We start from the raw sequence: 21,834 nt of genomic DNA on the forward strand, positions 1-21,834 counted from the left end.
GCAGTGGTTGCCCTTGTTCTTTTCAAAGAGAATTACTTGCTTTTCTTGGAAGCCAACCAGAAGACGAGGATCACGATTGGAATGAAGATGAACCAAGGAATATTAATCGTACTTTGAGTGATGAAGGCGAGAAATAACAATCCAACGCATCCAATAATTAACCATAGGCACCCTCTTCCGAATGTTTCCATGCCTGAGGATCCTCCTCTCTCCGTGTTGGACGGAGTATGATTACTGTAATGACGATGGCTATTTACGGTTCTCGATACGACGGTCCCGCAATATCTGCACTTTAATGCGCCTTGTTCTAATTGTTCATTGCAATGATGACATATCGTTGGACGCGTGTTTCCCGAGTAAACTTTTGCGGAATCTGGAGTGCCTTCTATTGCTGCATCCTTCAGCGAACCGCCGCAATCCACGCATAATAATGCACCTTCGGAGTTCGATTCCCCGCATTTCGGACAGATCTTAACCGCCATTTGCGCAGCGCCACCCTTCTCAGCAATTAAGACTGGAACAACCATCCCTAACTGGGTTCCTTTTACAGATAAACGTATGGAGAGGGATAAAGTTGCACTTCACATGGAGCGATAGACAAAAAAAACGCCATGGACATCTCCCCTGCCTGTTCGCATGCTTTTCCAATTCATGAATACATTAGAGTATTCGAGGATCAGGAGGACAAGGAGATGGCACAAAAGAAGGAATCGTTCTTGAGAGGGACGATGGCCTTATCTGTCGCTGCTTTTATCAACCGAATACTTGGTTTTATCAGCGGCATGTTTGTTGCTCGCGTTCTTGGAGCGGAAGGTATTGGTTTGTTAATGATGGCGCATCCTCTCGTGCCTTTAGTCATTACGATCACGGAACTCGGCTTGCCTATAGCGATATCCAAGCTTGTTGCAGAAGCCTACGCTCGCGATGAAAAAATCAAAGTGAGGCGCATTCTTCACGTATCGCTTGCTGTGACGGGCTTCTTGAGTGTAGCGCTGACGACTCTCTCCCTGTTTGGCTCCCACTGGATCGCATCGATCATGCTGAGCGATCAGAGGGCTTATTATGCGATGCTCGCCATTACACCGATTGCCCCGATTGTCGCCGTCTCCGCGGTGCTGAAGGGGTACTTCCGGGGCGTACAGCGAATGAAGGTCATTGCCGCTTCGGATGTGCTCGAGTATTCGGTACAGATCGCTTGCGTTCTCGCGTTGGTTCATCTGCTATTGCCATATGGCGTTGCCTACGCTGCAGCAGGTGCAATGGCCGCTTCTGTGATTAGTGAAGCCATCAGCCTCTCATTCCTCATTATTAGTTATAAGGTGAACGGTGAAGCCAAAGTAGCTGGCGAGACCTGGTCCAGACATCTGAGGAGTGGCAAAAAAACCCTCACCGAGCTGTTGCAGATCGGTCTGCCGACAACGGGTACAGGGTTAGTTCATTCCGTTTATAGTGCCTTCCAACCTCTGCTCATCGCAACCAGTCTGGCCATGGCCGGCGTAAGTACAGCACTTGCGACGAAGCAGTTCGGGATGTTAGCCGGATATGCGTTTCCGCTGCTGTTCATGCCAAGCTTTATTACGCAATCCTTATCCACCGCGCTCGTCCCCGCTGCCTCGGAGGCAGCTGCGAATAAGAATGATCGGCTCATGCATGAACGAATGAATCAAGCGCTGAACTTAGGTCTGCTCGTCGGAGCACCTGCTACGGTGATTCTGTTTCAGTGGGCAACACCGCTTACGACACTGGTCTATGGCGCGCCTGAAGCCGGTTTGCTTCTCAAAATCTTAGCGCCAATCTTCTTCCTGCACTATTTCGACGCTCCCCTGCATGCCATCTTGCTCGGACTTGGCCGCGCGAATGCTACGCTGTGGAACTATGTCGCGTCTACTGCGTTCAAAGCGATCGCCATCTTCGTGTTCGGCAGCCAATTCGGCATTGTCGGCGTCACGGTAGGCATTGGTATCGGAATCATCCTGCAAACACTGCTCAACTTCTTCTCCATCTCAAGCTCGATTGGCATCTATATGAGCATAGGGCCTTATCTGAAAGTAGGAGCATGTATGCTGCTGATGGCGATTTGCGGTCGTTGGACCTTTGAATATTTCACAGTCGTCCAACACCTCTCGCTCTTATGGAGCGTCGTTAGCTCTATCCTGTGTTCGCTGCTGCTCTATTTCGTTGCTCTTCTTTCGATGAATGTATTGGGGAAAGCAACTCGAACGATGTTAATACCACGGTAAATGAGTTAATAGAATCCAAAATAAAAAGGAGCGGTCTCTCCGCTCCTTTTTTCTATGGAACTAATGATGGGGCATAAAGATGTGACTGTTATCGCGTGCAAGCCATTCATAGGTGTCTGATATGCTGAGTGAATCGTTGTTAACAATCCATTCCTTCTTGATGTAAGGGCTGTCCAGACAGCTTAACTGGCTCACGCCAATTGCCGTTTCACTCTCGGCATTCTGCTCGTTCATACGCCCGCGAACTCTCTTTCTCTCCAAAATGACCTCTACAGTCGGTTTAAGCAGAACTGTTGCAAGGTTTGAAGCCTTGTTCTGTAGTGCTTCTTGGTATGCAATTAGTGGTCTTGGCGGATCACAATACAGAATGAATTCGAGCACGACATTGTGCCCTTCTTGAAGCAGCCGGTTAACCTCTGTTGCAACTTGATCTTGAATAATGGCTTCCTCTTCAAGGGTTCGACCCTGATTCTCGGGACATTTTGCCTTTAATTCGCCCCAGAACTTATCCTCGCTCACGACTGCATATTGATAGGTCTCGCCGATATAATTCGCCAGTGAAGTCTTGCCGCTGCCACTGGGACCCGAAATAAGGATTACATTGCTCATCGAATAGATTACCCCTCTATTTATGTTTTCTCTTATAGCGAGAAGCCGAGGAACCCGCGCGTCAATTGGAAATCGACGTTGCCTTGCTGGTAGAGTCGCGGCGTATAGTCATGCTCCAAGGTTTGTTTGATACGCTCCAGCAGCTGCGTTGTCCACTCCGCCGGATTACCAGCAAGCCGTAGATCCAAATCATTCTCGTCAATAGCTGCATTCGCCGATGTTGTTGCGATTTGCAGCATAGGCACGAACGGGTGCGTCTGCATCGGGCGCTCGCCGACGAGCGCAATGATGATTTCGATACCTGTAGCTGCAAGGCCAGTCACCGTCTCGACCCAATGCTCGGTCGGTGTCTCCATGATGTGGAAGCCGTCTCGGCGAACGTGCTCTCCGTACGCGATGGATGGGTTCACATCGGATTGCTCGAATACCGATGAACGGTAAGCATCGGAAGTCAACAAGCCGCTGTTCTGCGGCACAACAACCAAACCGCCAGCACCGACGATTGCTCGGGTCAGCTTCGCTAGCAGCGCACCTGCTTCGCCTTCAATGGCGCCGTCAGTTAATAGGCCGATTCGCAGCCCTTCCAAGCCGACGCTCGCTTTCTCAGACGAATGGCCAGCTGCCAACTGATTGGCGAACCATTCCTCTACCTTCTGCGTGACTTTCGCGATGCCGCCGTCCAGCTGGATGCTGGCGAAGCCAAGGCGGCTTGCGTCGACGCCGATTTCTTCCATCTCATGACGCATGTAATCGTTATGTGTCTTCTCGCATCCATGCTCCAGCAGCAAGCAATGGCTTACCATCGGATGCGTGACGTGTCCGATCAATGTTCGCGCATGCAGCTGTTCGGCTTGGCCGCCCGAATTACCGCAGCCTTCCGTATGGGCCAATGCGACGAATCGCGAGACTTCTGAATGTCCGGCGTATTGCTTATTCAACTTCTGCGTGATCATCGTGGCTACTTGACCGGCGCATAAGCTCGTCGGCAGGATCAAGCCAATATTGTCGCTAGCTAAGCTATTGTCAGCATGGCGACCAAGGGTGAATTGGATCGGATTGACTTCCGTATCCGCACCGAGTTGAATGTCAATCGGTTCCCCAGATGGCGCCGGTGCATGAAGCAGCTCTTCCAACCGACTTGCGTCCGTTTGCTGCCAATTGCGCCAAATCTGCACTTGCGCATGGCCTGCTTTCTCGCCCACACTGCGCTGACCGGATGCGATCTGGAGCGTCAGCTCGAACGTCTCCCGGCCGAGCTCGTCCATGGATGCGCCTTCCAGATACGCCCCCGCATTGACATCCATATCATTCGACAAGAGCTGGAAGCGGTTCGTCGTCGTAACAACCTTGACCGTAGGCACGAACGGGAAGTTCGTGATCGAGCCGTTGCCTGTCGTGAAGAAGATCATGTTGCAGCCTGCGGCGACCTGTCCTGCAATGCTCTCAAGGTCATTGCCGGGACTATCCATGAAATAGTAGCCGCCGTCCTTCATCAGCTCCCCATATTCCGTGGCATAGTCAAGGCGAGTTATCGGATCTTTCTTGCGCGCTGCACCGATCGATTTGAGATAAATATTATAGAGGCCGCGATATTTGTTGCCTCCGGATGGATTGCCCTCAGCGCTCGATCCGTGCCAAGACGTGCGCTCCTTGAAACGGTCGACCAGCTCGAGAAACTTACGAGCAGTTTCAACGTCACGCACCTTCGACAGCACGTATGGCTCCGCGCCGATTAATTCATCGGTTTCGGCAATGCTTGCTGCGCCGCCGTACCGGACTAATTCTTCCGAGATCCAGCCTAGCAGCGGATTCGCAGAGATGCCGGAGAACGCATCCGAGCCGCCGCATTGCAAGCCGATCTTCAATTGACTGATGGATTCGCTCGTCCGCTGCATCGCATTGACCAGCGGCAGCCACTTGCGCACGATCGCTTCGCCTTCAGTTAAATCCGCTTCGAACGCGCCTTTGAGCGACACGAATTTGTGAATGACGTCATCAATCGGGTATCCGTTGTCACGCAGATAGGTTTGCACCATTTCGTTCGTAACCGCTTCGATGCCGTAGTCTACGATCAAGACGGCTCCGACATTAGGGTTCACCGTAAAACCGGCAAGCGTCCGCAGCAGCAAATCCAAGTTATTCGGATTGTCGGTGCCACCTTCTGTATGCGCAGCGGGTACGATCCCGTCGATGTTTGGATACTGCTTCACCTCGTCCTGCAAACGGCGGGAAAGCTGTTTCACGTAGCTGCCAGTACGCGACGAAATGCCGAGCAGCACCACGTGATTGCGTGTACCGACGCCCCGGCTGTCGCACCGCCGATAACCCATGAACGTACGCGTATCCGGATAAGCTGGCGATGCTGGTGCTGCTTGGAAGCTTGCTTCATCCAGCACATAGGCCGGAACGCGATCCTCGAAATTCGCTTCTGCCGGAAGCGCGAAATTCAGCTGCCTCACGCCTAGTTCACCCAATACGGCTCCGTTGATTACGTAATGACCAGGTGGAATCGCCTGCACAGCCACGCCAAACGGCATTTCCCAGGAAAGCAGACTTTCGCCTGGTTCAATCTCTTTGATCGCGAAGCGATGGCCTTCCAAGACCGTATAATCCAGGGTCAGCGTTTGCCCTTCATATTCGATGGCAGAGCCTGCTTCCAGCCTCCGGATCGCTATGGCACAGTTATCTCCCGGCAAAGGAAGTCTCGCTACTTCATTAAATGGGTATATTGCAGTCATCTCGTTCACTCACCTTTGATGGGAAGAATAATAAATAGCTGTTCTTAGGAAACCGAACGCTGGATCAGTTGAATCGACTTGCGTGCACCTTCGATTTCGTCACCGTCTGCCGGCACACTCTCGACTCCCCAAGTGCCTTGGAAGCCGTTATCTTGAAGAAGCTTGCAGAAGGCAGGGATATTCTGGGTCAACTCTTGACCATCTTCTGTGAAACGGAATGTTTTGATATGAGTGACTGTTGCATATTTCGCGCATTTGAGCCAGCCGTCAGCTTGTTTCCCATGTGCCCAATTCCATGAATCCAGCAACAACCCAAGCCCCGGAACCGCTTCCAACAGTTTGACTGTATTATCCGGATCTACAGTCGGTCCCCAGTGATTCTCCACAATTACTTTAATGCCAGCCTTCTCTGCACGGGCAATGATATCCTTATACCCTTCAACAACAATGTCGAACACTTCATCCGTCCACTGTGACGGTCCGCCGGAGTCGATACGGATGGAGGATGCGCCGAGCTTCTCGGCAATGTCGATCCAGCGATAGGCCCGCTGTCGATTGCTGTTGCGAGCTTCTTCGGATTCTTCATAAATATGCGCCCCGTCAACGGCGATACAGCCAAATGGCAAGCCAGCATCGTCAGCCGCGAGCTTCACGCGAACCAGAAACTCGTCGTCCACCGCTGTTAAATGCTGAGATTGATCCGGGTTGGCTCCGGCATGCAGCGCATCGGCTCCTTGATTCAACTGCGCGAGATGGGCATTCCAAGGATCAAGTTGTGTACAGCCGAGCTCCTTGCAATCCTTGATATATTGGAAAATATCTTGCTTCCCTGACGCCAATAGTCTGTGAAAACTGAATGAACAAATGCTGATTCTCATACAAATTCCCTCCTATGTTTACGTTATTATTGAAACGAATCTATCGGTGTCGATCCTTACTCGGATATATTCCATTTATGTAATGTGTTTTCCTTCCACCAGAGCGTAGAAAGCCCGACAAATTCCGCCAGCACTACAAACTTCTCTGAAGCTTGAGACTACATGCAGACGTCGTCTCTGTGACATATTCGATATAGTTCACAGAGCCGCTGAAGCTCAAATAAGCTTCATAACGCATGCGAATTGCCGGTAGAGTAATGAAGTCCAGGACATTTTCCTTTGGAACCCACATGCACTCGCTTGTTTCTTCAGAAGTAGCTAGCTCTCCTCCGACAGCTTTGCACAGAAAATCAAACATGACCTTCGTTGGAACATCAGTCACGCCGTCATACCATTTGTGAATCGCTGTATTGGAAACGACGCTAATCAGCTGGATAACAATGGCATCTATCCCGCTTTCCTCTTTAATCTCACGAATCACGCCATCGATGAGATTCTCTCCAACTTCAGTAATCCCTCCTGGATACACCCAACCATCGTCACGGGCCTTAACCAATAGGATATTTCCATTACCGTCTTCCACAATTCCACCAGCCGAAACAATATGGGTCGGAAACGACATTTTATAACCTCCTAATCGTTCATTTGCCTTTTACGAGATTATTATCAACAATAAACTCTGCATTAAAGGTCTTTCGCAGATCATCTATATTCCTTGTCATGTGATAGTACTCACCGTTTATCCCGATATCGTTATTTGGTCCAAATGAGACACCTAGTATTGGGTTATCGTTACGATCGTACAGTTGAAAACTTCCTCCGCCAGTCCATGGATTTGGTTTTATTTTACGATAAGTAGTGGCTCTCATTGCCTCGACAAAATGACCGATCTCCGTCTTGTCCGTTGTCTCGTAGAACAGGCCCGTTCCACCGTCCCGATAGGTAAGCTTAGCGAGCTGATCAACTTCAGATGAGATATCATCCAGACGAAGCGAGCCTGATTGAGATTGAAACTTGTAGAAGAACACTGTTCCAACGACAAGAACTAAGAGTACAATGGCTAGTATTGGTTTCCGCAAACGTTTCCCCCCTTTGTTTAAATAGACTACAATAATGGGAAAATGTTTCAGAAATCCCTAATTAATTCGGTTTCTTCAAGGTTCTCGTTACCCGTTCCCAATACATGATTAAACCGTAGTTCATGTCATGCTCTCCCCGGATGACTCGATTTAAATGTCTTTGGACCGCTCCTAACGAATGGATACTCTGGAACACGGGTATGAAACGCTGTTCAACCTCGGATAGAGAAAGTACGGATTCGTATCCTTCCACGAACCGAGTCGACATTTCCTCTTCATATCCCTCACCTTCCTGCACAGCAAGCAAAAAAGTAGCCAAGTCATGTATTCTAGGTGCCCAGCGACAGCATTCGAAATCAATTATGCCTATTACTTCATTACCTAATGAGAGTAGATTAGGATACGCAAAATCTCCATGACAAGGTAGATGCGGCAGTGACGTGCATGGTTCCTTGTTCAGGAGTATATCCGCATCTCTCATCCGTTCAAGCAAACATTCAACGCTTTCCCATAAATCTGGATACTCGGAAAATGCATCATCATCTATCATTCCTCTGAGTTCACTAGCGTTTATCGCCTCGTGACTGAACGTCTCGGAGATAGGTTCCCAAGGCAAGTTACCCTTATAACCATAAACAGACTGATGATAATGCGCTAAAGCCTTGCCTGCGTCATGCATCAATGCTTCGTTATTTATATCAAAGTTCGGATTAGCTTCTAGATAGGGAAATAGACTAATATCCGTCTCATCAGGCAGCTTAAACAGGCCGATCATAGGAACAACCAGAGGATTACTCTCTACCGCCTTATTCAAAATCATCTGTTCTGCGAGCAGTTCATCTGCCGGACGTGAATATTTAGAAACCCTAACTCTATAGGTTCCGAGATTCGTCGTTAGCAAGTAATTATTGTTACTGAATCCGCCCGCCATCTCTGTAAGCGTCTTCAAAACTCCGAACTGAGCTTGTTCAGTAGTTACAAAAGTTCTAAGGAAAACTGTATCGCTTCCACCTGCATGACCACCCATTATTAAACTTTACTCTCTTTCTCATGAACAAATCCACTAATACGAATTTGATTGTCTTCCAAGTCCCATAGAAAAAACTCGTGATAGACCCATGCTGGATTTTGAACTTCCTCGACTCGGACACCTTTTTGCTTAAGTTTCAAGTGGGTTGCAAAGATATCATCACTTTGAAGGTCAAGCATGGCGCTCTTCGGTAAGTTATTTTCTTGTCCCATATATAAGTTGCTTAGTGCCAGGCCTGTATTCTCATTTATTGTAAAGAAATAAGCGACCCCAATGTTATCGGTAGATTGAATGTTAAATACATCGGAATACCATTCGACTGCTTTCGGCAAATCTCTAACGTACTGCCAGAGCATAACTCTTCCGTTAAGCAACATATTCTCCATAATAACACCCCACTTTACTACTAGATTATTCCTCACATGACCAGAAGCGATTTCCGTAAGGGTCACAGAACATCATAACTCTGCCAGGTCCCCCATTATTATGAATCTCTCCCACCATAACGCCGCTGCGGACTAAATCGGTTCGAAGCTGCTCGATATTATCCGTATTAAATTGTATGGAATAATGCGGATTCTGCTTAATGTTTCCGGTATACCATATGCTGTTCTCGTCGTCTTCTTCCCCGAAAAGCAAGATTTCTTGTCCGTTTGCAATTTTTAGACTCGCAATGCCCATCTTCCAAATGAGCTCAAACCCTAAAACTTTCACATACCAATCAATTGCCTTTTCGTAATCTTCGAAATTCCCCGATTTTGCAACTGGTATGCCTATGACAATATTTCTCACAGCGTTACTCAATTAAAGCCCTCCCTCGAACGAGCGTTTTTGTAAAATATACCATTTCATTATACCGAATGTATGTTCGCATGTAAAGAAATTCCTCACAGCTTGAACAAGGCTGCCAATTGAGCTAAATCATCAATTGAAGTGGCTGGAATAACATCCTTACTCTTCATCTTTTCGAGATCCCCTTGGTAGGAAATGAACCTTACGCCTGCATCTTGGGCCGCTTTGCCGTCAATCCATGCATCGCCTATTGATATCCAATCAGCTGTAGAATAATTAGGATATTTTTCAAGAATCGTATTTACGCCGTCTGGGGCTGGCTTCATAAACTTCATCTGTTCTCTGCCAATAATCGTCTCAAACAAATGATCGATTCTATGGTTTGATAAAGCAGACATCGCAGCCGCAAATGAATTATTCGTTAGAATGACCAACTTGAACTTACCATGCAATTCACGCAGAACTTCTCTCGCCCCTGGCTCCAAATCTGCATTGATCATTCCCAATAGTTCATGCTTTTTGGCGATATCCCATAGTATCTCTTGCAAACGATTGTTCCAATGTTCTGTCCGCTGAACATGCTCAATGATGGTAGAAGTTGTGTGATCATGTACAGGAAAATTCTCCTGCAGGAGATTAGCTTGAATCAAGTACTGGGAAACCTCTTCTTTCATCGCTTTGAAATCGATCTTCGATCGGAGGATGGTATTGTCCATATCCCAAATAATCCCTTTTACCTTATAAATCTCCAATGGTGCCACCTCATAACCTTTCTCCTTACGTAGAACAAGGCTACCTATGTTGTGTATGGTAGCCTTGTGACGTGCTTTATTCAACTAATCAGCAGGCGTACAACGGTTCTTACTTGCTTGCTCGTATGCATATGCAAGTCGGAACAGCGTAGGCTCGCTGTATGCGGTGCTAACGAAAGTAACTCCCTGCGGACCCTTGGTCGTGTAGCCACCTTCAGCGATAATGCCACTATCTGTATACCCGCCAGGGACGGTAATGACAGGATAACCTGCGCGCGCAGATATATCGAGCCCATCTTCGTTACCCAGGAACAGCAAAGCGTCAAGTTTATATTCTCGGATTGCGTGGTCGATGCCTTGTTCGCGTGCTACCTCACGATTAAGACGTAAACTCTCAGCATACTCCGGTTCAGTCAAAGATCCGCTTGTTGCATTCGACCAGATCAAGGTGTCTTGCCCGTATTTCAATGCAATGTCGCGATTCGCTTCATTATAACTAATGACATCATCTAACGTACGGACGAAAGCTCCCGTGCCAGCTTTGCTCAGATAATGGTTTAACCCATGTTTGAACTCATATCGCATCACGTCCCAGTCCCACTTCGCATTCTCGCAAGGCAATGATACCGGGTCTACGATAATCGCCCCACGTTCTTCAAGCAAGGTAATGGCCCTCTCGATAATCTCCAAACGGGCTTGATCCAATCCACGATAATAATACCGAGGAATCCCGATTCTTGCGCCTTGCAAACCATTAGCGTCCAAGAAAGTCGTATAATCTGTAAACGCTTGTCGTCCACTATCTTGCGTGGCAGTATCTTCTGGATCCGCTGCAGTCATCGCACTGAGCAAGATCGCCGCATCTCTGACCGAACGCGTCATCGGCCCTGCCGCATCTTGGCTATGCGTAATTGGGATGATACCTGTACGGCTTACGAGCCCGATAGTCGGCTTTATGCCGACAAGGCTATTTTGCGAGGAAGGACTGATGATTGAGCCAGAAGTTTCTGTCCCAATTGCTGCTGTACATAGGTTCGCGGCAACTGCCGAACCGGAGCCCGAACTTGAACCACCCACGAACAACTCGCCGGGACCATAGGGATTAAGTGTTTGACCACCTCTGGAGCTATACCCCGACCACATCGTGCTCGACATGAAATTCGCCCACTCCGTCATGTTTGCCTTACCGAGGAATACAGCACCTGCAGCTCTTAATTGCGATGCCACAGCTGAATCTTTCTGAGCAAAATGCTCCGCAAGTGCGACCGAGCCGGCGCTCGTATGCATGCTGTCTCCGGTGTCGATATTGTCCTTGAGCAAGATCGGGATACCGTGCAATGGTCCGCGGGACCCCCGTTCCTGTCGCTCCACATCAAGCGCCTTCGCGATATCGATCGCCTCCGGATTGAGTTCCAGTACCGCCTTCAGCTTCGGGTTGAGCTGTTCAATCCGCTCCAAATACCAACGAACGCAAGCTTCTGACGTTATTTCACCGGATTCCATCGCCTGCTGCAACGATTCGATATCGGCTTCTATTAGTCTTCCATTAAGTGTTCTGTCCATGTAAAGAGTTACTCCCTTCATGCAATGTGCTATTAAGGTTGTGTTCGACGAAGAGACTTGAAGTCCTTCTTTCTTCCATTAGTTCCATAAACTATACAGCACAATGGCTTGCTGTACATAAAGTAGATTCTTCTTAAATGAATATCCAACAAAATAATCCGATGAAATAGCGTCCTCGCTTATCTCTTCTCCCCTGAAGAATGGAGGGCACGGATTCAGTATTGCGCCTTTCTTTGTTAGCTTCAATCGATCTAAAGTGATTTGATAGTTGTGGATGTACGCTTCTGTAAGCCATTCCTTCGGCAGAGAATCGGTCAATATGACATCGCTTCGTCTTAGCACATTATCAAGTTCAGAATGGAAGCGATAATTGGATCGCTCATTTCCAAGTTCATAGCCTACAGCACACACATGATTAAAATCTAAATTCATGACAGTCGCGATAGCTGCCCATGAGCTGCATATATTGCCCGGAGGTCCAACGAATGTATATACCAGGTCTATGAAGTTCTCTCTCTGCCTGCTTATTGTATAGAGGTCAGACAAAATTTCACACGGATGGTTGGCCGAGGTCATGGCATTTATTATAGGCTTTGATGAATGTCGAGCTAATTCCTGAATCTTGGACCAATCAGGATGTCTTACGATGACTCCGTCAACCCAATTCTCCATGTATAGAAGGACATCTCGTAACTCTTCCCTCTTATCCAGCGTTTCTGGTGGGAATAATATACACTCTCCCCCTAATGCTTTGATCCCTTTCTCGAAGGTAATTCTTGTTCTAAGACTTGATTCAGGAAAGAACATCACGAATGTTTTACCTGCAAGAGCCTGCGAGTAGTTTGCACTCTGCAATCTGATTTCGTCAGCTAATTCGAAAATCGCTGTTATTTGTTCTTGCGATAATTCACTTATATCTATTAAGTTCATTTCCTACCGCCTCTCCGATTGCATAATAATCGTTTATTACGTATATTTATACATTAACAAAAATATCCGATTGCCTGCAATAGGATAAACAAAACAGCCGCAGGCAAGCAGCCTTGTGCAAAAACTATCAATTCTTGCTTGGAATAGATGGTATAATAAGGAACAAGCTGAATCTTAGCTTTCGAAGAAGACACTATCCCGCAGGAGGAAAACAATGTCAATAACGGGTGTAGTTCCGCAGCTGCGAACGACGAATCTTGATAGTACGATTAACTTCTATACGACGAAGATAGGCCTCGAGCTTGAGTTCCGCTACGAGAATTTCTACGCCGGCATTCGTGCAGGTAACCAGGTTTTTCATCTTAAGCTTGCTGATGAACAGGACCCCTCTATCCCTTTTACGCGAGACGGTGATCATTTTCATCTTTACTTGCAAACGGACAATGCTGCTAGCTTGGCGGAAGTGTTGAAAGCTCGCGGAGTCATTCTGGCTAGGGATGTGTGCAAAACGGACTGGAATACGAAGGAATTTATTGTTGAGGACGACCAAGGTCATACGATATATTTTGGCGAGGCGATTTAGCGTTCGCATTGCGATAAAGTAGAACAGGCTGCCGATTAGCAGCCTGTAAGAGTGTAGAGAAACCCACGTTGGTTCATTCAAAACGGTGGGTTTTTTCTTTTTTTTGAGGATTGTGTCAAGATCTCGGCAGCTTGGCGAGGCTGAGAGTGCAAAATTCGAACTCTCAGCATGTAAATCAGCCGTTTACAGCTCTGAGAGATCAGATTCAGTACTCTCAGACTGCAATGCTGTCAACTAGGCAACCTGTTCTAACTTTAATTTTCAGCTATTAAGCAACTCATCCAGTATATTCCTAATTTCGTAGATATCTCGCATCTCTTGAACCGTCTTCCCTGTATGTCTCAAGTAGATCCTCCTCATATAATCTCCGCCAAAATCATGCAGCAATAGCGCGCCAAACAGCATATCAACCGTACCTTGGCGATCAACCTGCGCGACAAAAGCTTGGATTGCTGCTCGATCGTGGTCGAAGAGATCAAACAAAATCGGAGGATACTCATACCAGAACGGGGCAAAAGAGCTTTCTGCAAAATCAATCATATAAAGCCCGTCATTCTTATCGAGAATGACATTATTGCCGTTAATATCTCCGTGTACTCTGACGCACTGAGTTAAGTCGAGCTCGTCGATGAGCGCTGAAGCTTGCTTCCTCACAGACTCTGGGTATGGCTCCCATCTATGATTCGTCCTCGCCTGATTCCGAATGCCCGATGAATCAATCTCCTGCTCAGGCTTGGTGTTATACCTAGCCATGTTGGACTTCAGGTCGTTGATGAACCGCTTCTTTTGGACGATATCAAACTTCTTAAATGCCTCTCCCGCGACCTCGCCATCGATGAACTCCGTAATGAGATATGGAAAGATGTACTTGTCTTGCAGAGTGGAAGCGGCAACAATCCTCGGCGTACGTATGCCCAGCTCTTGCGCTCTTCGCGTCGACTGCAGCTCCAACTCATAACCTGCTTCGGATCCAATGCCAGCTTCTTCCGGTGCGAAGATCTTGATGACATAGTCCCCCGCCCGAAATACGGCATTCGTTGCAGGGGTAAGCAATGAGATCTGTTCGCCGCCAATAAGAGCTTCCCGCTCGAATATCGCTTCGATCACCGATCGGAACTCATTAATGGACCGCAATAGAGATGACCAGGATGGCCAATCGAAGATTTCCTTCTGAAAAAGAGTACCCACTTCTTACTTTCCCTCCATCCATGTTGAAATAGACTCATAGCTGCTGCAAACGGGCTATCTCTTTGCTAATCCCTATGATAATGCCATCAAACCACGCTTTGCCTTGAGGAACCCATCTCCTTGCAGCCTGTGCGAACCATGCAAGATGAAGGAAATGATGGAGTTGTACGATCCCGATCGGGACATGCTTCGATGGATCAATACCCAATGATAGCAGCAGTGTAGCGGTATCCAGTAAGACAGGACCGCGAATCGGGCGCTGCCAGTCAAGAACTCGGTAACCGTCAGGTGTGACTAAGACATTATCAGCTTTGAGGTCAGCGTGGACGTATCCTGTTTGAGAACGAAGCGCTTCGTTAACCGTATAGCTCTTACTCCAATCAGAGAGACTGCCTACTAAATCGAGATCTACCTTCTTAAAGCTACCTTCTTCAATCAAGAAACGCATATCTTCGAAGACCTTATCGGTATAAGCATCCCAGCGTTCTTCGGTGCTGATATCTAGAAATACCGGCAAGTCTCCTTCTATCTCCGCGATCTCTTTCAGCAGCTCCGAAGCAACACCAAGGATACCGCTTTGCTCTAGCCCAATATCGTTCAACCTTGGCGCGCTGACATCCTCCATAATCATCGCCGTCATGCCGCCTTCCGCCTCGATTATGCGCGCAGGCACCAGCAGCTTCGACCTTGCCTCTGTGTAGAAGCTAGCTTCCTTAGTGGGCGGAGCTTGAACCTTATAGATGTAGCTGCTGCCGCTCGCGGTTCGAATGCGCTCTACGGACGACAGTGGCCATTCGTGTATTGTGGCTCTTTCCACCACCGGGCCATCAAGCAGTTCGGTTAATTCTTCATCGTCATGAAGCAGCAAATCATAGTTGGGATGTCGATGCATCAGCTTACACCTCTCTCATGGATTCATCCTGCCACTTCTTATTGAAATGCCTCAATCAGAAAAGCCCGCGTTCTCGCGGACTTTAACCCTTATCTCAGCGCTCTGTCAGATACGTACACATACCTCTCGAATCGCGCCAACACATGGCTCTTCTGTGTCGGGTAGTTCTTGTACAGATAGTCGATAAAATAGCCTGGGTTCTCCGAATTGCCTTCGAACATGTCATAATGCGCCGGAATAACCGTGTCGATACCGGCAGCGACAGCAAAATCGGCAGCTTCGCGGAAATTCATGTTGCCAACTATATCACGTGCCAGGCGGAAAGGATCACGTCCATTAATCGGCAGCAGCGCAACGTCGACCTTCTCTGCTTTCACAGTCTCGATCATTCCGGGATAAATTGTCGTATCCCCTGCATGATAGAAGGTCACCCCGTTCAGCTGCAGCACATAACCAACGAAACGGTGATCGAGTGCTTGATCGTACTCCAGCTCCTCGTGAGCAGCCGGGATCGGCATATAACGAAGACCTTTTACCTCCTGCCACTCGCCTGTCTTCGCATGAACACGGCGCTCAACCGGAACGCCGTATTCAGCAAGTGCCTGAAGGCAATAACCTGGCGCCACAAACACGGTATCCTCGCGGTTGCTTGCCATTCCAGGAATCGTATCCGGATCCAGATGATCAATATGATCATGGGTAATTAATACGCAATCGGCATTGACTGCCTCTTCCGGCCGAAAAGGCGGCTTGAAACGTCTGTATGGGGCATCGGCCAAATAAGGATCGATGTAGACGATCGTATCGCCCCCTTTAACGACGACGCTTACCTGCCCGAGAAACCAGATGGCGAGCATCCCATACGGGACACGGGTCTCGTTAATTTCTTGAATCAGCGCTTCGCCTGTTCGTTCGTTAGAAGTTTCCATTTTCTGTACCCCCTATTGATTTCAGCATTCGGTCAAACACAGTTGAAGCTTGGCAATCTCTCTGTCATAACCTTCCGCGCCATCTGGAAACCATTGTAACGCGCATTGCGTGAACCAGGAGATCGTCAGAATGCTTAATAAGTCTACCACACCCGGACTAACATAGGGTTTCGGATCGATACCTAACTCAACTAACAGGTTGGCTCGATTGAGCGCGGTAGGACCACAGAAAGCCTTCTGCCAATCAATAACCTTCATTCCATTCGGATGCATAATAATATTGCCCCGGTTCAAATCCCCGTGAACCAATCCGCTCTCCGATTGGATCGCAGCTATAACGGAAGGATGGTTGCACACCGATGCGATGTGGTCCAGCACTTCTTGATTGGTCTCTTTGAATGAGCCTCGCTGAATTAAGGTTCCGATCTCTTGAAGTAGAACGCTGGTATAACGTTCCCAGTTAGAGAGTCCGCTAATGCTTAGGAGTAAATGGAAATCCCCATCAATCTGAGAGATTTGATCGGTAATGTCATCAACGAGACGTAAAGCTTCATCCTTAGTCAGTGTGAGCGCGGTCAAGCAAGGAGCATCAATATCCTCTAAGAGCAAGGCATGCGGAGGCTCATTCTGATCAGTAGCTCTAGCATGAACTAATAGGGAAGAACGCGCCTCTTGATAGAACGGAGCTTCAACCGAGAATTCCCCCTGCACTTTGTAAATAATCGTCGAAGCATCACTCATGCGAATGCGCTGAACACAAGAGAGCGGCCATTCGTGGATTGTTGAACGCTCCACAATGGAGACGCCTAGGATGGATTCAAGCTCCTTATCATCATGCAGCAATAAATCGAAATATGGATGTTTGTACAAAATGAATCCTCTCCCTAACAGCTCTAAGTGGTGTACATACGTAATCAGCTAGAAAAAAAGCTCCTCACCTTGAACGCATGAGAAGCTTGAAAATGCTTGAAGATGCTTGGATAAGCCTGAATTAAAAACTCAAGATCCTGCTCAGATCGAGACAACTTATAATCTAGATTCCGAGTCCGCCTGCAATCGAGAGCTCCGTCCCCGTTACCTGAGTGGATTCGTCCGACAAGAGGTACACGACACCATAGGCCATATCTTCCGAAGTCTGCATGCGTCCGGTTGGAACGCGGGTTGTCGCCCACTCCTGCAGCTGCTCCTCGTTGTAGCCTAATTTGCCATACAGCTCCAATTCGCCTTCGGATGCCACCCAGCCAACGGTTACCCAGTTCGAGCGGATGCCGTCTCCGGCATAGTGGATGCCGATATTCTTGTTCAGCGTCCGCATTGCACCCTTTGAACAAGCATATGCCACAAGATCCTTGGAACCTTTATAGCCATTGGTCGATCCAATCTGAACGATGGATCCGCCGCCTGTCTTCTGCATCTCGGCAATCGCGTACTTCGAGCAGAAGAAAGCCCCTTTAACATTGACGTCGAAGATGGAATCGAAGAATTCCTCCGTCGTCTCCAGTATCGTGCTGCGCGGGAAGATGCCCGCATTATTAACAAGACCATCGATACGACCGAAATGCGCGACCGTCTCTTCGATCAATTCACGGCAACCAGCCTCGCTGCTGATATCCTTCTTGATGAACAGCGCTTCCGCCCCGAAATCCTCGGCAATCAGCGAGACGACTTGGCTCCCGTCCTGCTCATTCCTGCCGCTAATGACGACCTTCGCGCCTTCGGCTGCACACATCCGGGCGATGCCTTTGCCAATTCCTCTCGTTGCGCCCGTAACTACGATCACTTTGCCTTCCAGACGATTACCCATGAATAATTAGCCTCCCGTCTCCTGCTTCGATCTAGCTAGCGCTTCCATACCCGCTTGGAGCGTTTCAACGATTCGATCAACATCGTAGATGCTGCCTCTCCAAGTGCCTCCGCTTGCTGCTTGAAGCGCAGCCCATAGCCGCGTATCATCAGGCAGTCCCGGATCAGCCCCGAGGTCCGGATGCGACGGACGAGCTGCCAGTATTGCAGCGCCATCCTCCGGGCTGCAGCGCTCTTCGCCATGACCGACAAAATCAATGCTGCCTTCGAGCTTATTGATATCAATGCAGACATTTATCCAATCTCCGTTACGCAGCTTCCCGATTGGGCCCCCACCCAATGCTTCCGGACTGATATGGCCAATACAAGCTCCGGTCGACACGCCGGAGAACCTGGCATCTGTCAGCAGCGTCACATGTTTGCCGAATGGCAGATGTTTCAGAGCGGAGGTCAACTGATACGTTTCCTCCATACCTGTCCCTGAAGGACCTCTGCCCATCAATACGACGATATCGCCGGCCTGTACTTGACTGAGCTTAATAGCTCTAACCGCTTCCTTCTCGGTCGTGAATACTTTAGCCTGCCCCGTATGGCGGTAGACACCGTCTTCTCCGACAACGCTAGGATCGATGGCTGTAGACTTAATAACGGAGCCTTCTGGAGCCAAATTGCCAATTGGAAAAGTTACCGTGGATGTCAAACCTCTAGCAGAGGCTCGTTCCGGGCTCATGATCACCTCGTTCGGATCGATGCCGTCGATGTCTTGCAATCGCTTGCGAACGATATGGCGACGCTCCGAATCCTCCCACCAGTCGAGCACCTGATCAAGCGTTTGTCCAGATACCGTCTTCACTTGCAAGTTAAGCAGACCGAGCTTGCGCAGATGAAGCATAACCTCCGGCACGCCGCCCGCCATAAACACGCGAATGGTCGGATGATATTCCGGACCGTTCGGTAGCACGCTCACAAGCCGCGGAACCGCCTTGTTCACTCGTGTCCAATCCGCAACATCCGGAATTCGGCATGCTGCCGCATGTGCAACAGCCGGGATATGCAGCAGCAAATTCGTGGAACCGCCGAATGCAGCATGAACTACCATCGCATTCTCTACGGCAGCATCCGTTAGAATATCGCGCATCGTTATCCCGCTCTCATGCATCCGCTGGATTGCCCTAGCGGATTGACTCGCAATGTCGCGCCAGATCGGCTGGCCTGACGGAGCGAGTGCCGAATGCGGCAACGACATGCCAAGCGCCTCGGCAACCACTTGCGCAGAAGCTGCGGTGCCAAGAAACTGGCAGCCGCCTCCCGGCGTCGCGCAAACACGGCAACCGAGATCGGCCGCCTCTTCCAGCGTGATCTGTCCATGTGAGAATCGCGCTCCAATAGTCTGGATCTTCGCCGCGTCTTCACCGACAGTCGGAGGCAGCGTAACGCCTCCCGGAACAATAACCGCGGGAAGATCATGCATCGCCGCAAGTGCGATCATCATGGCTGGCAGCCCCTTGTCGCAAGTGCCTATCCCAATGACGCCACTTCTTGTCGGAAGCGAACGGATCAGACGGCGATAGACCATGGCGGCATCATTGCGGTAAGGCAGCGAATCGAACATGCCTGTCGTCCCTTGTGAACGGCCGTCGCAAGGATCGCTGACATATGCAGCGAAAGGGACTCCGCCAAGCGCGCTTACTTCAAGCGCAGCTTCTTTCACGAGAAGGCCAACTTCCCAGTGGCCGGTATGGTAACCGAGCGCGATAGGCGACCCATCTTCGCCGCGGAGACCGCCTTGCGTGCTAAGGATAAGCACCTGTTTGCCGAGAAGCTTTTCGGGCTTCCACCCCATGCCGACATTTTGGCTCATGCCGAATAAATCCCCGCTAGGGAGATTCATCAGCATATCGGATGTGAGCGGAAGCTTGCCCTCAGGGCCGGCAGCATGGGTGAAGATGTCATAACGGCTCGGATCTTCGTCTCCCATGATGAAACGTATAGCTTCAGACATCGTGCTCCCTCACCCTCTGGTTGTTATTTCCAGCAAACGATCGTTTCGCCCGATAAGGCATCCGAAGCGGAGCCGCATAGGAAGAGAACGATGCTTGACATATCTTCAGGCTGCGCGATGCGCTGCAGGCGCGAACGCCCCTCTTCGCTAGCTACTGTACGAGTTGCGAGGAATCTGCCCGTATAGGTTGGAGCCGGCGAAATGCAGTTCACATTCACATCATATTTTCTCAGCTGCTCTGCGAGGCTTCGTGTATAGAACGAAATGCCAGCCTTAGCCGAGGCATAGATGATTCCTCCTGTCACAGGCACATGACCCGCGATGGAGCCTACGTTCACGATCTTGCCTGCTCCTCTATCTCTCATGTACGAGCCCGCAAACTTGCAGGCATACATGGTCGACAACAGATTCCGCTCGACTACTGAGCGAATATCATCTACGGAAATATCAAGCGCATCGTTAGGATCAGGGCGAGGCGTGTTAAGACCAATATCGCCCCCTGCGTTATTGACGAGAATATCCAAGGAACCGAGCTCGGCAATGGCGCCATTGATTAGCGACTCCACTTGAACAGGATCAGACAGATCCGCTGCGATGAATGCAGATTTCACGCCAAGCGACCTGATTTCCTCGGCGACCGCTTGACCGGAAGCCGCTTCATTGAATTCTGCTGCCGAGCTATCACTAATATCATGAATGATTACGTTAGCGCCTGCACGAGCGAGATCAAGCGCGTATTGCTTGCCAAGCCCCCGGCTAGAACCTGTGACGAGCGCATTTTTACCTTGCAATCCTGTAGTTGTCAAACTAATCCCTCCTATGACAAAGTAGATTCTTTGCGTTTTCCAAACTTGCGGATCTGATTCGAAAGGTAGGCGATTGCGATATCCATCTCTTCCAGCTCGTACTTGGCAATTTCATCTGGCGTCTTCCCTTGCTCGTACGGTGTTCTCCAGTCGCCACCCGCTCTAGCGTTGTCTTCCACAAAGCGTAGAATTCGGGTTAGCTGAGCTGCGCTGCGTGGTGGATATTCCGTCCAATAATCCTCCTGAAGCACTCGTACATGACGAGCTTCCAGCGCGCCGTGTTCTACGGACATGGTCACATTCGGGTTTACCTCGCTCAAGAGCTGGAAGAGATCTGGAAAGTCAATCACACCTTGCCCGACTGGACAGCGAACGAGCCTGTAGCCATCTTCGGAACGGTAGATTTTATAATCCTTTAAATGTGCATTCTTGACATATGGAGCTACTTTTCGGAAGAAATCAGCTGGATGCTCGGCAGTGGCAAGCGGATTGCCGGTATCAAGTGTAATCCCGAACCGCTCGGAGCCGATCGTTTCGCATAGCCAGAGTATTTCTTCGGAGGAGATATCCTGGTGATTCTCTACCGTAAGATTGACGCCTAGCGTCTCCGCGACCTCCGTTGCTTCTTGGAAGGAGCTTAAGATTTGCTGGAGAAAAGGCTGCCACGTTCCCGCCATATGCCGGCGATCACCGCCGAACTTGGCTCCTCCGACGACGGTACGGAGCGTAATTGCGCCAGCCAGCTTCGCGATGTGAAGCGCTTTCACAAGTGCTGCAGGCTCGAAGCCGCCCATCGCAACGTTGACGAACATCCCTTTCTGCCTTGCATATGCGGCAACCTCTGACGGATCGCTCTGCGACAGAATATCCAAGGGAATTTCCACGCCTTCAAGGCCATAAGCTTCCGCCATATCGATCTGATCCTTCGCTGTGATGCGAGTGCGATTAGAGGCACCAGCAAGCCCCATATGATATACCGTTCCGTAAGCAGTAAGTCCGAATCTCATCTCGTACTCCTCC

The 21,834-nt window shown here is 49.3% G+C and carries 22 protein-coding genes and 1 pseudogene; 2 read left to right on the plus strand and 21 right to left on the minus strand.

Annotation, left to right across the window (positions count from 1 at the left end; all coding sequences use genetic code 11):
* Nucleotides 1-32: 32 nt before the first annotated feature.
* A complete protein-coding gene (locus tag AC0YNX_RS07035; protein WP_475815202.1) occupies nt 33-191 on the minus strand; it encodes a hypothetical protein in 159 nt (52 codons plus the stop codon).
* A gap of 96 nt (nt 192-287) precedes the next feature.
* Nucleotides 288-527 (minus strand): annotated as a pseudogene (locus AC0YNX_RS07040) (double zinc ribbon domain-containing protein); the annotation flags it as partial.
* 165 nt (nt 528-692) lie between these two features.
* Here AC0YNX_RS07040 and spoVB point away from each other — a divergent pair.
* Nucleotides 693-2,240: a stage V sporulation protein B gene (spoVB, locus tag AC0YNX_RS07045; RefSeq protein WP_475814909.1), complete on the plus strand. Its 1,548-nt coding sequence runs from the start codon at nt 693-695 to the stop codon at nt 2,238-2,240.
* A 60-nt stretch (nt 2,241-2,300) separates the two neighbouring features.
* Here the strand turns inward: spoVB and AC0YNX_RS07050 are convergent, their stop codons facing one another.
* The 11 genes from AC0YNX_RS07050 to AC0YNX_RS07100 all read right to left on the minus strand — a co-directional run bounded on the left by AC0YNX_RS07050 (nt 2,301) and on the right by AC0YNX_RS07100 (nt 12,611).
* Nucleotides 2,301-2,849: a P-loop nucleotide/nucleoside kinase family protein gene (locus AC0YNX_RS07050; protein WP_475814910.1), complete on the minus strand. Its 549-nt coding sequence runs from the start codon at nt 2,847-2,849 to the stop codon at nt 2,301-2,303.
* Nucleotides 2,850-2,881: 32 nt separating this feature from the next.
* Nucleotides 2,882-5,587: a UxaA family hydrolase gene (locus tag AC0YNX_RS07055; protein ID WP_475814911.1), complete on the minus strand. Its 2,706-nt coding sequence runs from the start codon at nt 5,585-5,587 to the stop codon at nt 2,882-2,884.
* Nucleotides 5,588-5,631: 44 nt separating this feature from the next.
* Nucleotides 5,632-6,465, minus strand: coding sequence for a sugar phosphate isomerase/epimerase family protein (locus AC0YNX_RS07060; protein WP_475814912.1), 834 nt, complete (start codon nt 6,463-6,465; stop codon nt 5,632-5,634).
* Between the two features lie 133 nt (nt 6,466-6,598).
* Entirely contained in the window at nt 6,599-7,087 is a 489-nt protein-coding gene (locus tag AC0YNX_RS07065; protein ID WP_475814913.1) for an NUDIX hydrolase, read from the minus strand.
* Nucleotides 7,088-7,106: 19 nt separating this feature from the next.
* The gene (locus tag AC0YNX_RS07070; RefSeq protein WP_475814914.1) at nt 7,107-7,544 is read right to left on the minus strand and encodes a hypothetical protein; all 438 of its coding nucleotides are present in this window, start codon (nt 7,542-7,544) and stop codon (nt 7,107-7,109) included.
* Nucleotides 7,545-7,605: 61 nt separating this feature from the next.
* The gene (locus tag AC0YNX_RS07075; protein ID WP_475814915.1) at nt 7,606-8,571 is read right to left on the minus strand and encodes a phosphotransferase enzyme family protein; all 966 of its coding nucleotides are present in this window, start codon (nt 8,569-8,571) and stop codon (nt 7,606-7,608) included.
* 2 nt (nt 8,572-8,573) lie between these two features.
* Nucleotides 8,574-8,960 carry a VOC family protein gene (locus AC0YNX_RS07080; RefSeq protein ID WP_475814916.1) on the minus strand — a complete coding sequence of 129 codons (387 nt, stop codon included), beginning with the start codon at nt 8,958-8,960 and terminating at the stop codon, nt 8,574-8,576.
* Between the two features lie 25 nt (nt 8,961-8,985).
* Entirely contained in the window at nt 8,986-9,378 is a 393-nt protein-coding gene (locus tag AC0YNX_RS07085) for a VOC family protein (RefSeq protein WP_475814917.1), read from the minus strand.
* 83 nt (nt 9,379-9,461) lie between these two features.
* On the minus strand, nt 9,462-10,202 hold the full coding sequence (locus tag AC0YNX_RS07090) for an HAD family hydrolase (protein ID WP_475814918.1): 741 nt from the start codon (nt 10,200-10,202) through the stop codon (nt 9,462-9,464).
* The gene (locus tag AC0YNX_RS07095) at nt 10,203-11,681 is read right to left on the minus strand and encodes an amidase family protein (protein ID WP_475814919.1); all 1,479 of its coding nucleotides are present in this window, start codon (nt 11,679-11,681) and stop codon (nt 10,203-10,205) included. It abuts the gene before it with no gap.
* A gap of 78 nt (nt 11,682-11,759) precedes the next feature.
* Nucleotides 11,760-12,611: an ornithine carbamoyltransferase gene (locus tag AC0YNX_RS07100; RefSeq protein ID WP_475814920.1), complete on the minus strand. Its 852-nt coding sequence runs from the start codon at nt 12,609-12,611 to the stop codon at nt 11,760-11,762.
* Between the two features lie 214 nt (nt 12,612-12,825).
* Here AC0YNX_RS07100 and AC0YNX_RS07105 point away from each other — a divergent pair, with 214 nt between their 5' ends.
* Entirely contained in the window at nt 12,826-13,194 is a 369-nt protein-coding gene (locus tag AC0YNX_RS07105; RefSeq protein WP_475814921.1) for a VOC family protein, read from the plus strand.
* A gap of 261 nt (nt 13,195-13,455) precedes the next feature.
* On the opposite strand, the gene AC0YNX_RS07110 is transcribed toward AC0YNX_RS07105, so the two are convergent.
* The 8 genes from AC0YNX_RS07110 to AC0YNX_RS07145 all read right to left on the minus strand — a co-directional run bounded on the left by AC0YNX_RS07110 (nt 13,456) and on the right by AC0YNX_RS07145 (nt 21,821).
* Nucleotides 13,456-14,382, minus strand: coding sequence for a phosphotransferase family protein (locus AC0YNX_RS07110; protein ID WP_475814922.1), 927 nt, complete (start codon nt 14,380-14,382; stop codon nt 13,456-13,458).
* A 34-nt stretch (nt 14,383-14,416) separates the two neighbouring features.
* On the minus strand, nt 14,417-15,274 hold the full coding sequence (locus AC0YNX_RS07115; RefSeq protein ID WP_475814923.1) for a phosphotransferase: 858 nt from the start codon (nt 15,272-15,274) through the stop codon (nt 14,417-14,419).
* A gap of 89 nt (nt 15,275-15,363) precedes the next feature.
* Nucleotides 15,364-16,203: an MBL fold metallo-hydrolase gene (locus AC0YNX_RS07120; protein ID WP_475814924.1), complete on the minus strand. Its 840-nt coding sequence runs from the start codon at nt 16,201-16,203 to the stop codon at nt 15,364-15,366.
* Between the two features lie 21 nt (nt 16,204-16,224).
* Nucleotides 16,225-17,073: a phosphotransferase gene (locus AC0YNX_RS07125; protein ID WP_475814925.1), complete on the minus strand. Its 849-nt coding sequence runs from the start codon at nt 17,071-17,073 to the stop codon at nt 16,225-16,227.
* Nucleotides 17,074-17,236: 163 nt separating this feature from the next.
* The gene (locus AC0YNX_RS07130) at nt 17,237-18,007 is read right to left on the minus strand and encodes an SDR family NAD(P)-dependent oxidoreductase (RefSeq protein ID WP_475814926.1); all 771 of its coding nucleotides are present in this window, start codon (nt 18,005-18,007) and stop codon (nt 17,237-17,239) included.
* 6 nt (nt 18,008-18,013) lie between these two features.
* Complete coding sequence (locus AC0YNX_RS07135) at nt 18,014-20,008, minus strand: YjhG/YagF family D-xylonate dehydratase (protein ID WP_475814927.1); 1,995 nt, start codon at nt 20,006-20,008, stop codon at nt 18,014-18,016.
* 23 nt (nt 20,009-20,031) lie between these two features.
* The gene (locus AC0YNX_RS07140) at nt 20,032-20,814 is read right to left on the minus strand and encodes an SDR family NAD(P)-dependent oxidoreductase (RefSeq protein WP_475814928.1); all 783 of its coding nucleotides are present in this window, start codon (nt 20,812-20,814) and stop codon (nt 20,032-20,034) included.
* 11 nt (nt 20,815-20,825) lie between these two features.
* Nucleotides 20,826-21,821, minus strand: coding sequence for a sugar phosphate isomerase/epimerase family protein (locus tag AC0YNX_RS07145; protein WP_475814929.1), 996 nt, complete (start codon nt 21,819-21,821; stop codon nt 20,826-20,828).
* Between the last annotated feature and the right edge of the window lie 13 nt (nt 21,822-21,834).

The organism is Paenibacillus sp. J31R98 (genome assembly GCF_056269245.1).